Origin of the sequence: Corynebacterium sp., assembly GCF_030532325.1 — a bacterium.
Classification (GTDB): domain Bacteria; phylum Actinomycetota; class Actinomycetes; order Mycobacteriales; family Mycobacteriaceae; genus Corynebacterium.
The window spans coordinates 38,428-51,620 of sequence record NZ_JAUNLS010000002.1; the positions used below are offsets into that span (position 1 = coordinate 38,428).

The following is a 13,193-nucleotide window of genomic DNA, read 5'->3' on the forward strand; positions in this document are numbered from 1 at the left end:
ATGAGCCGACCGGGTAAACGCGTCTTTGTAGCGAACCAGCCTTTTCTAAGGCCAGGCGCGGGACGAGGAAAGTCCGGACTCCACAGAGCACGGTGGTTGCTAACGGCAACCCGGGGTGACCCGCGGGCAAGTGCAACAGAAAGTAGACCGCCGCGCTTCGGCGCGCTTCGGCGCGTTGTGGTGCGGTAAGGGTGAAAGGGTGCGTTAAGAGCGCACCAGCATCGTCAGCGATGGCGATGGCTGGGTAAACCCCACCGGGAGCAAGGCATCATGGCCGGCCCTTGTGGCGGGCTTGATCAGGCGCGGGTAGGCTGCTCGCCGAAGCCTGAAGGTAGCCGCTTGAACCAGCTGGCAACGGTTGGTCTAGATGGATGTTTACCCTTCGACAGAATCCGGCTTATAGGTTGACTCATTCGCCCTTTTTCTTGCGCGCTCAGGGCAGGCGGGGATACGAGCGTTGGCCTGCTTTTCGACGACCACGGGTCTGCTTTCCCGCACCGCGGGCGCACGCGGCCCCTCGCCCGCACAAAGCTGGAACAATGGCGCGGTATGAAGCTGTATGCCGCGCCCCTGGATTTTGATGTCATCGCCGAGGAGTTTTCCATCACTCGGGAGTTTCCCGCCGCCGTGACCGAGGAGGCGCTGCGCGCCCAGGATCGCTACGCCGCCTCGCGCGTCGACGCCCGCGCGATTCCCCTAGTGACCATCGACCCGGCCGGGTCCATGGACCTGGACCAGGCGGTGTGCATCGAGGCTCGCGACGGCGGCTACCTGGTGCACTACGCCATCGCCGACGTTGCAGCCTTTATCGCGCCGGGCGGCGAGGTAGAGCGCGAATCCCTGCAGCGCGGCCAGACAATCTACCTGCCCGATGAACCCGCCCGCCTGCACCCCCAGGAGCTCTCGGAGGATCGGGCGTCCTTGCTGGAGGGCGTCGACAGGCCAGCGGTGCTGTGGACATTCCAGCTCGACTCACGCGGTGAGGTGGAGGACTTCACCCTGCAGCGGGCCCTAGTGCGCTCGCGTGCGCAGCTGGACTATGACAGCGTGCACGCCGATATGGAGCGCGGCCAGCTGCACTCCTCGATTGCGCTGCTGCCGGAGGTGGGCAGGCTGCGCCAGGCCTCCTCGCTGCGCCGCCATGCTATCTCCTTGCGCATCCCCTCCCAGCGCGTGCAGGAGGTTGAGGGGGATCCCGAGCAGCACTACGAGTTGGTCTCCGAGCCACGCCACGAGGTGATGGACTTCAACTCCGAGATCTCTTTGATGACGGGCATGTGCGCCGGCCAGCTCATGCAGCGCCACGGGGTTGGAGTCCTGCGCACGCTCGCTGCGGCGACCCCGGAATCTGACAAGGAGTTTCGCGCCGGTGCCCGCGCCCTGGGCTTTGATCTGGGGGAGATGGATATCAGCGAGTTCCTGCTCAGCGTGGACGCGGACTCGCCGCGCGGCATGGCGGTGATGCGAGAGGCTCAGCGTTTGCTGCGCGGGGCGGATTACGTGTGGCTGGAGGATTCCCCCGCGGAGGTGCACGCGGGCATCGGCGGCTATTATTCGCACGTCACGGCTCCGCTGCGCAGGCTGGTGGACCGCTTTGCCATCGAGGTGTGCCTGGCGCTCGTCGGTGGCTACTCGGTGCCGGAGTGGGTGCGCGCCAACATCGAGCAGGTGCTGGGCACCATGCGCTCCAGCGGCCAGCTCGCCTCCCGGGTGGACAAGGCCTGCCTCAACCTCACCGAGGCCACCGTGCTGGAGCCCTGGGTGGGCACGAACTACGACGCCATTGTGCTCGACGGGCGCCCCGAGCGCCCCACGGCCAGGCTGTTTGTCCTGGAGCCGCCGGTCATGACGCAGGCAGTGGGCAGCCCGGCGACGGGGATTAAGACCGCTGTCTCCCTCATCAAGGCGGACGTGGAGGAACGCGAGGTTCTCTTTGCCTGGCCGGCAGATTAGCACCGCTCTGGTGGCTTAGCCTGGCGGCTTAGTCGCTGACTGGGAAAGCTTTGTCTAGGCATTGTCCAGGGATGCGGTCTCGCCGGCGTCCAGCGGGACGATGAGCAGCCCCTCGGCGCTGAGATCCGCAGCGAAGTTCTCGGCGGAGGCGGCGGGCACGTAGGCGATCATCGCGTGGGCGGTACCGGCGTGGGCCGCGCGCGCGGCCACGGCGCCGCGCAGGGAGGCCAGCTGAACGAGCTTATCGGCGCTGGCGAAACCGTACATGGTGGAGAGCGCCGAGTGCGACTGGTTGAGCAGCGGGAAGAGATCGGCGCCGCGGCGGGAGCGCAGTGCGCGGGCGAGATCCTTCGCGCGCTCGGTTTCGTGGCCGTAGAAGGCCAGCCACGCGGAGGCGTCCTGGATGGTGGGCTGGTTCTCCGGGCCGTAGACCTTGTGCACGGCGGTGAGCCAGTCGATGACGCGCGGGGAGGCGTCAGGCAGCAGGCGCAGCGACTCGGTGCCAAAGGCGTGACAGGCATCGTCGATGAAGCGCTCGCGCTGACGGATATCGGTGATGGCCTCGCTGGCGTCGAACTCGCCGGGCACGGCCACGGCGAAGGCGGCGAGCTCCTTGTTTACCGCGTGCGGGGCCTGGGTGACGGAGCCGTCGGCATAGTCGATGATGGTGATGGTCTCGCCGGCGCCGCGCAGTGCTGCGGAGTGACGGGCGCGCAGCGGGGGATGGGCGGCGAAGGTGCGCACGGCCTGGGAGCAGACATCGGCCACGCGGGCGCGCATGGGGGCTTCGTTGAGATCGTCGGCCTCACCTAGCAAGGCCAGGGCGGTGGCCACATCGGCGGCAGAAAGCGCGCCCAGGCCCGCGTTGTCCGGGATGTCGTTGACCACGGTGATGTCCATGCCGGCGGTCTCACGGGAGAGCATCTGGCGGTTGATCAAGGTATGGATGATTCCGCCCAGGCGCACCGCGATGGTGCCCTGCGGTGCCGGCGGGAGGATGGGCTGGCCTTCGGAGTCCACGCCGGGGGATTGCGCTGCGGCAAGTTCGCTGAGCTCGGCAAGCGTAGTGCTGTCCTCGCTAGCCTGGCCGGTGGAGTCGATGAGGTGGACGGCGATGGCGCCGTCGGTACGCGGGCTGATGGCCGCGGCGGCGCGGGGGCTGGCCAGGCCCATGATGGTGACGCCGCCGTAGTGATCGATGTGCTCACCGATGACGGACCACGTGGCCGGGGCGGAGGCGACATGCGTGGGGGCGATGCCAACAGCGTCCAGGTGCGCGGCGCGGGCGCGCTCGGCGGCTGGGCGTGCAGGCATGGTCCAAAGTGGCATCGTGGTGGGCTCCTTAGTTCACGGTGGTCAACGCTGCGCCGGGCGCAGCGGACAGGGGCGAATACTGGATTGACCTTCACAGTCTAGCGGGCGCGTGTGCGGTGGCGTCTGTAGTGTGGTGTGCACTTGGGCATGCCGGCCGCCTGCTGCGGCACGGCGCACATCACCCAGGACCGTAAAGAGACTGAGTCGATGCACTGAGTTTGCACACTGATTCGGCGCACAGAGCCGATACGCCAGTGACATCACTTGGAAAGACAATAGAGAAAATAAGGAGCCTGCAATGAGCAATCCTGATGAGCAGTGGTTCTACGATCCCGCCACCGGCGAGGTCAGCCAAGGCAAGAAGTCCGGCTGGCAAAACCGTATGGGGCCGTACGCCAGCCGCGAAGAAGCAGCGCACGCTATTGAGATTGCCCAACAGCGCAACGCTGCTGCCGATGCCGAGGAAGCCGCGGAAGACGAGTACTAGAAGCGGCGTGCTCTACCTCGTATGAGCTTTCGCGTCCGCTTACTTTTCCTTCTTTTCTTTCTTATCCTTTTGGGCCAGCTTCTTGTTCAAGGGTTTGAACGCAGCCTTGATCTCGCGGAAGCTGGTTGAGTAATCATCCAGGGCCGCCAGGCCGATGGCGCGCTCGCGCTGGTAGAGCAGGCCGTAGCCGAAGGTATCCTCCCCACGGCGGCGGGCAGCTGCTGCCAGCTCCAGCAGCTTGTCGCGCGAGGTCACCGAATCCTGGAAATCACCCAGTACGGACTGCATCTGCTTGCAGGCCTTGTAGAGGTTCTTGGTCTTGAGCGAGGTGGAGGAGCCGGCAGCCTCGGCTGCATAGCGCAGCTTCTTGGCGGCCTTGCGCATGTCGTGGAAGTACTCCTCGCGCTCGTGGAGGCTCAGCTCCAGGTTGTCCCAGTTGCGCACGGCCTTCTTGTGGCGCTTGACCAGCTTGTCATAGGCCTGCTTGAGGTGCTGGGCCATGACGGTGTCGAGGTCGTGCTGCTCAGCTTCGGGCTTCGCCTCTGCCTGCGCGTCAGCTTGAGGCTCAGCGTCAGCCTGCTGCTTCTCCGCGGGCTCCTCAGCAACCGGCGGATCCGCCAGGAAGCTGTCGATGGCCTCCAGCAGGTCGAGGTACTGCGGGGAGTCGAGGGCCGCGATGACGTGGCGGTGAGCACGGCGGTAGGCCTGGCCCATGTCGTGGGCGATGTGCTCGCGGGTGGCCTCATCGAGGGTGTCGGAATCCTCGGAGGCCAGCAGGGACTGCCAGCGCTCCTCAACCACTTCGGCGTCACGGGCCACGCCGAGGATGCCGGCCAGCTGCTTGAGGTCGGACTCAATACGCTCGATTTCGGGGCCCACGACGATGCCGTGGAAGGTCTGCAGGTGGCTGCGCAGCTCACGGGTTGCTACGCGCATCTGGTGAACGGAATCCCACTCATCGCGGCGCACGCGGGGGTCGTAGTCAACCATCTTGTCGCGGTTGGCCTTGAGTGCGGCAATGACCGCGGCCGCCGCGGAGTCCGGCTCCACGTTGGGCACTGCCAGTGACGGCGGCAGGGCCACGTTGTTGATGTACTCACCCAGCGCGGACTTCAGCTTCGAGGGGGAGGAAGATACCCGCGCGCCGGCGCCAATGAGCAGCGAAGTGGCGTGGCGGATGAACTGGGAGCCTTCCTCCGTGCCGGGAAGCTCACCGGCCAGTTCAACCTCCCACTCGCGCCAGGTGCTCTGGGTGCCGCCCGGCAGGAAGGAGAAGGCAGTGACGTGGTCATCGCAGAACTCGGCCACCGGGGTACCCTCGGCGTTGGCCAGCAGCATCTCAGTGCGCTCGTTATCCACCTGTGCAATCGGCTCGAGCGGCAGGTTGCGGACAACGGAGCGAACCTGGCGCAGAAGTTCAGCGGGGACCTCGTAGCGGTCATCGACGGGCTCGCCGAGCTCCGCGTGGATCTCGGTGCGGCCGGCCTCACCCGGAATCTTGATGTGCCAGCCGTCATCGTTGCCGCCAGAGCGGCGGCGCAGGGTGATCTTGGCGTGGGTCAGGCGCAAATCCTCGGTGTCGTAGTAGATAGCTGAGAGCGAGTGCTTGCGGGTCTCCGCAACGTGATCAACCTCGTCCAGCCGCGTGAGGTCTGGCAGCTGAGTGGATTGAGCAACGGAAAACTTAGCTTCGACTTCCAGGAACGTCTTCGTGGACATATTCACACCTTTGAAAAGAAGTTGCGGACAGTGCGGATAAAGCAGTGCGGATAGAACAGTGCAGCTGGGTAAACGGACAGCCCTGGCGGAATCGGTGAATCCGCCAGCTGGTGTTTCTGATCCGTGGAACCAGGCGGCACAGTTCGATGCTTATATGCGTTGTTTATACAGAAGGTTTATACAGAAGCCTACCTGCCCTAGGCCCGCAAGGTACGGCTTCTGGCGCTTTTAGCGCGGGAGCTGCGCGCGGCCCCGCAGCCCGGCAGAATCCCCGCTGAGGTGGGACTTTTCGGCGGCTTCCGTGCCCGCATCGATGCCCGCCCAACTGTTGGCGGATAGCGACATGGTTCCCAGATGAGGAAAGAGCCTATCGCGGGTGGCGGTAGCCTGCTCCTGGCGCTCATCCAAGGCGGCAAGCGAACGCGTGGCCAGGGCAAGGGCGGCGCGCTCAGAGTCGGCGCTGCCATCGTGCCCCGCGGCCGCTTCCTGTGCGGAGGCCTGCGTGGCCTCGTGCAACAGCTCCCCAATGCGCGCGGCGTAGGCCAGGATGAAACTGCGGCGGAAGGCCGCCACGCTGCCGAAGACCTCCGGGTGCTCGTTGTGCTGGCTGTTGTGCATGTACCAGTGGCACTGCCGGTTCAAGGACTCAAAGAGGTCGAGCACGTGGGCCGTGTCTGAGGGCGAGCCAAACACGGCCACGATCCCCTTGGAGTGCAGGAGCAGTGACGTGCACCCGTTGTAGTAGGCAATGATGCCGCACAACCTGGCCTGGTGCTTGATGTAGGGAGCGCTGATATGAACGCGGCGAGCCACCATGCGGGTAGGTTCCGCACCGCCGTGGTTGCCGAGCTCCTCGATGCGGTAGCGGTGCTGCAGGGACTGAGCCTTGGCAATGAGCGCGCTGGCTTCATCCTCAAATTGGGTGGACTCCGCCTTGCGCAAAAGGGTGGCAATCTTGTGCCGGATGCGCTCCTCGGCGCTGCGCTCACCGGGCGTGGCAGCCGCGGTGGAGGCAGGGCGGTCACCGCACAGGACCTCGGCGTCAGGCATGCTCGGCAACTGCCTAATCTGTTCGAATGCATGGGTGAGCTCCGTACGGCTCATGGACCACGAGTGTGGCGGGGCGAAGCTGAGCCATTGCCGGCGCAGCGGCGGTGAGCTGACCTGAGCGGGAACCCGCAGGGCAGCGCGGTAGAGGATGGGGTGGCAGGAGTTCCCCACAATGTGGAGGATGTCCTCCGGTGCCCAGCCGCGGTGAGCGGCGGAGGCAATGGCTGCGATGGTGGCCTCCTCAAGCTCAGGGTGCCCAGAATGTGGGTGGGTCTGTGAGTGGGTGCTGGAGTGGGTGCTGGAGTAGGAGTGGGTCATGGGCGTGGAACCTTTCGCTTCGTACAACTGTTCGGTTGTGTTGCCATCTAAGCACGCCCCGCGGACACACGCGCCGGCTCGCCCCCGCCCGCTAACCCCGCGATACTCTGCTGAGCTGCGCGGATAAACCACCCCTGTCGCACCGCCGAGCCCGCCCGCGGGCGCTGCTGCGGGCGGTAAGGTAAAACGCATGAACAGCCAACACGAATTCGTCCTGCGCACCGTCGAGGAGCGCGATATCCGGTTCATCCGCCTGTGGTTCACGGACATTCTCGGAGCCCTGAAATCCGTCATTATGAGCCCCTCGGAACTGGAATCAGCCTTCGAGGAAGGCGTGGGCTTCGACGGCTCCTCCGTGGAAGGCTTTTCCCGCATCTCCGAGGCGGATACCATCGCGCTTCCGGATCCCTCCACCTTCCGCATCGTGCCCTTCGACGAGGACGAGCCAGGGCTGCAATCCGCCCGCATGTTCTGTGACATCGTTCAGCCCAACGGCCAGCCCTCCCTCGTGGACCCGCGCCACATCCTGCGCCGCCAGGTCACCGAGGCCGCCAGCGAGGGCTTTACCTGTATGGCCTCCCCCGAGGTGGAGTTCTACCTGCTGGAGAACACCAGGGATGTTGCCAAGCTCGTGCCCACAGATAACGGCGGCTACTTTGACCAGGCCACCCACGATAACGCCCCCAGCTTCCGCCGGCGCAGCATGTCCGCGCTAGAGGCGATGGGCATTGCCACCGAGTTCAGCCACCACGAAACCGCGCCGGGCCAGCAGGAGATCGATCTGCGCCACGCGGACATCCTCACCATGGCGGATCACATCATGACCTTCCGCTACGTCATCAAGGAGGTCGCCTCCCAGCAGGGCGTGCACGCCACCTTCATGCCCAAGCCCTTTGAGAAGTACTCAGGCTCCGGCATGCACACCCACTTGAGCCTCTTCGAGGGCGAGTCCAACGCCTTCCACGATCCGGACGATGAGATTTCGCTGTCCAAGACAGCCAAGCAGTTCATCGCGGGCATCCTCGAGCACGCGGTGGAGATGAGCGCAATTACCAATCAGTGGATCAACTCCTACAAGCGCCTGCAATTCGGCTACGAGGCCCCCGGCGCGGTGACCTGGGGAGTGTCCAACCGCTCCGCGCTGGTGCGCGTGCCCACCTACCGCCTGTCCAAGGAGATTTCGCGCCGGGTGGAGATCCGCTCGCTGGATTCCGCGGTCAACCCCTACCTGGGCTACGCCGTGTTGCTCGCCGCGGGGCTCAAGGGCATTCGCGAGGGCTACGAGCTGGCGGATCCCGCCGAGGACGACGTCCACCAGCTCACCCGCCGCGAGCGCCGCGCCATGGGCTACAAGGATCTTCCCAGCAGCCTGGACCAAGCGTTGCGCGAGTTCGAGCGCTCCGAGTTCATGGCGGAGATCCTCGGAGAGCACGTCTTCGAGTTCTTCTTGCGCGCCAAGTGGGAGGAATGGCACCGCTATCAGCAGCAGATCACCCCGTTCGAACTTCGCAATAGCCTGAATTTCTAGGAGAAGAATGCGTCCCGTCGCAGTACCGTCCACTGCCACGCTGGGGCTGACCCGTCCCACCGCCGCCGAGGATCTGGCCCAGCTGGGCTGGAACAACGCGGACTCTTTGGATCTCTTGTGGTCGCTCGCCGCCTGCGGGGATCCGGACTTGGCCCTCAACACGCTCATGCGCATCGTCGAGGGCGCCCCAGAGCTCAGCGATGAGCTGCGCCGCGATGAAGACCTGCGCGTGCGCCTCATGGCTCTTCTGGGCGGCTCGAGTGCCTTTGGCGATCACCTCGCCGCCCACCCCGAGCTGTGGAAGGAGCTGAAGCGCCCGCTGCCCACACCGACGGAGATGCGGCGCACCCTGCTCGGCGTCATCGACGCGCGCCCAGCCACCTACGCCGAGGAGCCAGCCAGGCCGGATACCGCCAGCGCCGAGCTGGACACGGTGGGCACCTATCGCGCCGGCGAGGGGGATCACAAGGTAGTCCTGAAATCCACCTACCGCACCCTCATGATGCGCATCGCCGCCCACGATCTCGCCGGCACTTTCCACTCTCGCAAGGGCCAGTCGCGCCCCCAGCCCACGGTGGAGTTTCAGGAGGTCACCAAGCTGAGCACCGCGCTTGCCGACGCCGCCCTCACCGCCGCTCTTGCCTGCGCGGTGCGCGCGGTCTACGGGGAGCGGGATCTCGATGCGCAATTGGCGATCATCGCCATGGGCAAGTGCGGGGCAGGCGAGCTCAACTACATCTCTGACGTCGACGTCATCTTTGTGGCCTCGGAGGCCACCCCGAAGGTGACCCGCCTGGCCTCCGAGTTTAACCGCATTGGCTGTGCCTGCTTCTTCGAGGTGGACGCCAACCTGCGCCCTGAGGGCAAGTCCGGCGCGCTGGTGCGCACCCTGGATTCGCACGTGGCCTACTACAAGCGCTGGGCGGAGACCTGGGAGTTCCAGGCCCTGCTCAAGGCCCGCCCGCAGACCGGCTACCAGCCGCTGGGTCAGGATTACATTGAGAAGATCGGCCCGATGGTGTGGACGGCCTCTCAGCGCGAGTCCTTTGTCGAGGACGTCCAGGCCATGCGCCGCAGGGTGTTGGAGAACGTGCCTGAGGAGCTGCGCCACCGCGAGCTGAAGCTGGGCGTCGGGGGCCTGCGCGACGTCGAGTTCGCCGTCCAGCTCCTGCAGCTGGTGCACGGGCGCTCGGATGAGAGCCTGCGTGTTCTGTCTACCGTGGACGCGCTCACCGCGCTGGTGCGCGCCGGTTACGTCGGCCGCGAGGACGGAACCCAGCTCATCGAGGCCTACGAGTTTCTCCGCCTGCTGGAGCACCGCCTGCAGCTCGAGCGCTTCCGCCGCACCCACACGCTGCCCGAGAAGGACGATCTCACCGCGCTGAAGTGGCTGGCGCTGACGGCCGGCTTTTACCCGCAGGGCAACAAGTCCGCCGCGCAGCGCATGAACGAGCACCTGCGCACCATCCGCCTGCGCATCTCGCAGCTGCACTCGCGGCTGTTTTACCGCCCGCTGCTCAACTCCGTGGTCTCCATGTCCGCCGACGAGCTGCGCCTGTCCCCGGAGGCAGCGAAGCTGCAGCTGGCCGCGCTGGGGTACCGCCACCCCGAGCGCGCCTTCGAGCACCTCACCTCGCTGGCGGCGGATAGCTCGCGCAAGTCGCGCATCCAGGCCATCCTCCTGCCCACCCTCATGGAGTGGCTGTCTGCCACCGCGGATCCGGACATGGGCCTGTTGAATTACCGCAAGCTTTCGGAGGCCTGTTACAACCGCACGTGGTTCCTGCGCATGCTGCGCGATGAAGGGGTGGTGGGCCAGCGCCTGATGAAGATCCTGGGCACCTCGCCCTTTACCTCTGAGCTCATCCTCAGCGCGCCGGACGTGGTCAAGCAGCTTTCCGACGGCGCCGCCGGCCCTAAGCTGCTGGAGACCACCCCGGAGCAAATGTTTAAGGCACTGGTCAACTCGACCAAGCGCCACGACGATCCGGATAAGGCAGTCTCCGTGGCCCGCTCGCTGCGCCGCGTGGAGCTCGCGCGCATCGCCGCGGCCGACCTGCTGGGCTTCATGAGCGTCAAGGATGTCTGCCTCCAGCTCTCCACGGTGTGGAACGCTGTGCTTGAGGCCGCGGTGCGCGCGGAGGTGCGCGCCTGGCGCGTGGCCAACGAGGACGCCGAGCCGCCGGCGCGCATCGCGGTGATCGGCATGGGCCGCCTGGGCGGCATGGAGCTGGGCTTCGGTTCGGACGCGGATGTGATGATCGTTGCCGAGCCCGCCGAGGGACAGGAGGAATCGGAGGCAATCGCGTGGGCGAGTGGGGTCGTCGATAAGCTGCGCAGGCGCCTGTCCAAGCCCTCCGGTGATCCGCCGCTCGAGGTGGATCTGGGGCTGCGCCCGGAGGGGCGCTCGGGCGCGGTGGTGCGCACCATCGCCTCCTACGAGCGCTACTACCGCGAGTGGGGCGAGTCCTGGGAGATGCAGGCCCTGCTGCGCGCGGCCTTTGTGGCCGGAGACCGCGAGGTGGGCCGCGCGTTCCTCGAGGTCATTGACGGCTTCCGCTACCCGGCCGAGGGCGCGAGCGAGAAGACCATCCGGGAGATTCGCCGTATGAAGGCCCGCGTGGATAACGAGCGCCTGCCCCGCGGCGCGGACCGCAATACCCACACCAAGCTGGGACGCGGTGGGCTCACGGATATCGAGTGGACGGTGCAGTTGCTGCAGATGATGCACTCGCACCAGTACCCCAAGCTGCACGATCCTTCGACGCTGCGCGTGCTCGACGCCTTGGAGGAAGAGGAGATCCTGCCGGCCAACCAGGTGGAGGATCTGCGCGTGGCCTGGTTGCTGGCCACCGATGCGCGCAACGCGCTGGTGCTGGTGCGCGGCAAGCGCGTGGACCAGTTGCCCGCCCCGGGCCCGCAGCTCGCCCAGGTGGCCGGCGCGGCCGGCTGGCCACCGGAGGATAACCAGGGCTTTATGGAGCACTACCTCAAGGTCACCCGGCACGCCCGCAAGGTGGTCGATGAGGTCTTTTGGGGTGAGACCGAGTCCTTCGAACACGATTAACCCCTTTCGCCCCGGCCTGCGCGCGCTTAAGCTGGGGCATAAGCGCGTGCTGGCCGCTGACTGCACAGAGCCTGCGCCCTTTAACCCCTACAAGAACAGGAAGGTCCACGCCGATGTCCCTTAGTATTTCCCTCGACCTGAATGACGCCACCCTCGCTGACCTCGATGCTTTCCTCACCGCCGCGCGCTCGGCCCAGGCGCCGGAAAGCGCCGAGCTGCATTTAGAGGAGGACAAGCTGGTGCTCAGCATCGGCACCCCGGTAAACAACACCCGCACCGAAACGCTGCACCGTCCGCACAGCCACGAGGCTTCGTCCCCGGAGCCACGTCCGCGCCCGGGCCGCGAGCGCTACTCGGCGGATACCGCCATTCGCAACATCATCGATATGCTCTCTGAGCGCCTTGACGGGCCGAACCCGCCGCGCGGCACCTTTGGTAACTTCGGGTCCGCACAGGATTAACAGGATTAACAGAGCTATCAGGATGAAGCCGTACACGAGTCGTGAGAGTTGAGCGCGTGAACTCCAAAAAGATTGCCACCGTGTGGGTGGTCGTGGCCATCGCTATCGCTGCCGTCGTGGCGGTGGGCTGGTGGGGGACCACTCGCACGCAACAGGACGCTGATGCGGTGACCGTGGCGGAATTCGTCGGCGGCGGCGTCAAGCAGGATCCTTCCCTGCGCTCGGGCCAGGAGGGCTCCTCGCTGGGCATCGACGAGCGCGTGGCCCAGCTGGCGGAGGCCCTCGGCATCCCAGTGGAGGCCGTCCCGCGCGGGGTCATCACCGATGATGTCACCAGGATGAAGTCCCGCGGCCTGCTGGTCCAGGTGCTCGACAAGGCCATCGACGAGGGCAAGATCACTCCCGCCGAGGCGCAGGCGGTGCTGCACGCCTTCGACGCCGGGCTCATCAAGCCCAGCGTGGATACCATCGTCGCCGAGTCCAACCCGGCGCTGGAACAGTAGCCGCAGGATGGTAGCTAGTCATGGCATCGCAGCATCTGCCCCGCAGCACTGAGGTCATCCTGCGGCGCATCGCGCTGGAGGGCACCCCGCGGGAGGACTACGTCCAGGAGCTGCCCGCGATGCAGTACTTGAAGGACCTGCCCTACTTCGAGTTCCGTGCGCCGGTGACCTTCCTGGTGGGGGATAACGGCGCGGGAAAGTCCACTCTCATGGAGGCTATCGCCGTGAACCTGGGCTTTAGCTCCTTCGGCGGGCGCTTGGAACCCCTCGAGCGCGGTACCCACGGGGCAAGCAGCTTGGGCTACGCCATACAATGCGCCCTCACGGAGAATCTGCATCGCGGTTACTACCTGCGGGCCGAGACCCACGACACCATGCTGAAAGCCTCCGATACCGCAGAGGAGCGCGGCGGCTGGTCCATCCTGGGGCCCGGGCACGCGCTGTCCAGCCGCTCACACGGGGAGTCGGTGCTAGATATTGTGCTCGAGCACGTGCGCGGGCGAGGGCTGTACCTTTTTGATGAGCCCGAGTCCGGGCTGAGCGTTGTGCGCCAGATGGCTCTTCTGGTGGAAATGAAGCAAGCCGTGGACTATGGCGCACAGTTCATCATCGCCACCCACTCGCCCTTTCTGCTGGCCTATCCGGGCGCGGACATCGTGGAGCTGGGCCAGAGCGGCTTCGAGCGCATCGCCTTCGCCGAGGCCGAGCCCGTCGTTGCCGCCCGGGAGCTGCTGCTCGATACCGAGGGCACGCTTCGCTACCTCTTGGAGGAGCCGCGCTAGGCAGCTGTGGA

At 65.9% G+C, this 13,193-nt stretch carries 10 protein-coding genes and 1 other RNA gene; 8 read left to right on the forward strand and 3 right to left on the reverse strand.

Features of this window, described 5'->3' with window-relative positions; all coding sequences use genetic code 11:
- The first annotated feature begins 1 nt into the window (after window position 1).
- Together rnpB and Q4E25_RS01575 are read left to right on the forward strand one after the other, a co-directional pair.
- Window positions 2-416, forward strand: an RNA gene (rnpB, locus tag Q4E25_RS01570) — RNase P RNA component class A.
- A gap of 133 nt (window positions 417-549) precedes the next feature.
- A complete protein-coding gene (locus tag Q4E25_RS01575; protein ID WP_303153290.1) occupies window positions 550-1,953 on the forward strand; it encodes an RNB domain-containing ribonuclease in 1,404 nt (467 codons plus the stop codon).
- A gap of 54 nt (window positions 1,954-2,007) precedes the next feature.
- Here the strand turns inward: Q4E25_RS01575 and Q4E25_RS01580 are convergent, their stop codons facing one another.
- Window positions 2,008-3,282 carry a galactokinase family protein gene (locus Q4E25_RS01580; protein WP_303153292.1) on the reverse strand — a complete coding sequence of 425 codons (1,275 nt, stop codon included), beginning with the start codon at window positions 3,280-3,282 and terminating at the stop codon, window positions 2,008-2,010.
- Window positions 3,283-3,565: 283 nt separating this feature from the next.
- Here Q4E25_RS01580 and Q4E25_RS01585 point away from each other — a divergent pair, with 283 nt between their 5' ends.
- Window positions 3,566-3,754, forward strand: a complete 189-nt coding sequence (locus tag Q4E25_RS01585; RefSeq protein ID WP_303153294.1) for a hypothetical protein — start codon at window positions 3,566-3,568, stop codon at window positions 3,752-3,754.
- A gap of 39 nt (window positions 3,755-3,793) precedes the next feature.
- Here Q4E25_RS01585 and Q4E25_RS01590 read toward each other — a convergent pair whose 3' ends face one another.
- Window positions 3,794-5,473 carry a CYTH and CHAD domain-containing protein gene (locus Q4E25_RS01590; protein ID WP_303153296.1) on the reverse strand — a complete coding sequence of 560 codons (1,680 nt, stop codon included), beginning with the start codon at window positions 5,471-5,473 and terminating at the stop codon, window positions 3,794-3,796.
- 228 nt (window positions 5,474-5,701) lie between these two features.
- Entirely contained in the window at window positions 5,702-6,841 is a 1,140-nt protein-coding gene (locus Q4E25_RS01595; RefSeq protein ID WP_303153297.1) for a DUF2786 domain-containing protein, read from the reverse strand.
- Between the two features lie 190 nt (window positions 6,842-7,031).
- Between Q4E25_RS01595 and Q4E25_RS01600 the strand changes: the two genes are divergently transcribed.
- The 5 genes from Q4E25_RS01600 to Q4E25_RS01620 all read left to right on the forward strand — a co-directional run bounded on the left by Q4E25_RS01600 (window position 7,032) and on the right by Q4E25_RS01620 (window position 13,182).
- Window positions 7,032-8,369, forward strand: a complete 1,338-nt coding sequence (locus tag Q4E25_RS01600; RefSeq protein WP_303153299.1) for a glutamine synthetase family protein — start codon at window positions 7,032-7,034, stop codon at window positions 8,367-8,369.
- A 7-nt stretch (window positions 8,370-8,376) separates the two neighbouring features.
- Complete coding sequence (locus Q4E25_RS01605; RefSeq protein WP_303153302.1) at window positions 8,377-11,436, forward strand: bifunctional [glutamine synthetase] adenylyltransferase/[glutamine synthetase]-adenylyl-L-tyrosine phosphorylase; 3,060 nt, start codon at window positions 8,377-8,379, stop codon at window positions 11,434-11,436.
- 113 nt (window positions 11,437-11,549) lie between these two features.
- Window positions 11,550-11,897 carry a hypothetical protein gene (locus tag Q4E25_RS01610; RefSeq protein ID WP_303153305.1) on the forward strand — a complete coding sequence of 116 codons (348 nt, stop codon included), beginning with the start codon at window positions 11,550-11,552 and terminating at the stop codon, window positions 11,895-11,897.
- Window positions 11,898-11,953: 56 nt separating this feature from the next.
- Complete coding sequence (locus tag Q4E25_RS01615) at window positions 11,954-12,400, forward strand: hypothetical protein (protein WP_303153307.1); 447 nt, start codon at window positions 11,954-11,956, stop codon at window positions 12,398-12,400.
- Window positions 12,401-12,420: 20 nt separating this feature from the next.
- Window positions 12,421-13,182 carry an AAA family ATPase gene (locus Q4E25_RS01620; protein ID WP_303153310.1) on the forward strand — a complete coding sequence of 254 codons (762 nt, stop codon included), beginning with the start codon at window positions 12,421-12,423 and terminating at the stop codon, window positions 13,180-13,182.
- Window positions 13,183-13,193 lie beyond the last annotated feature (11 nt).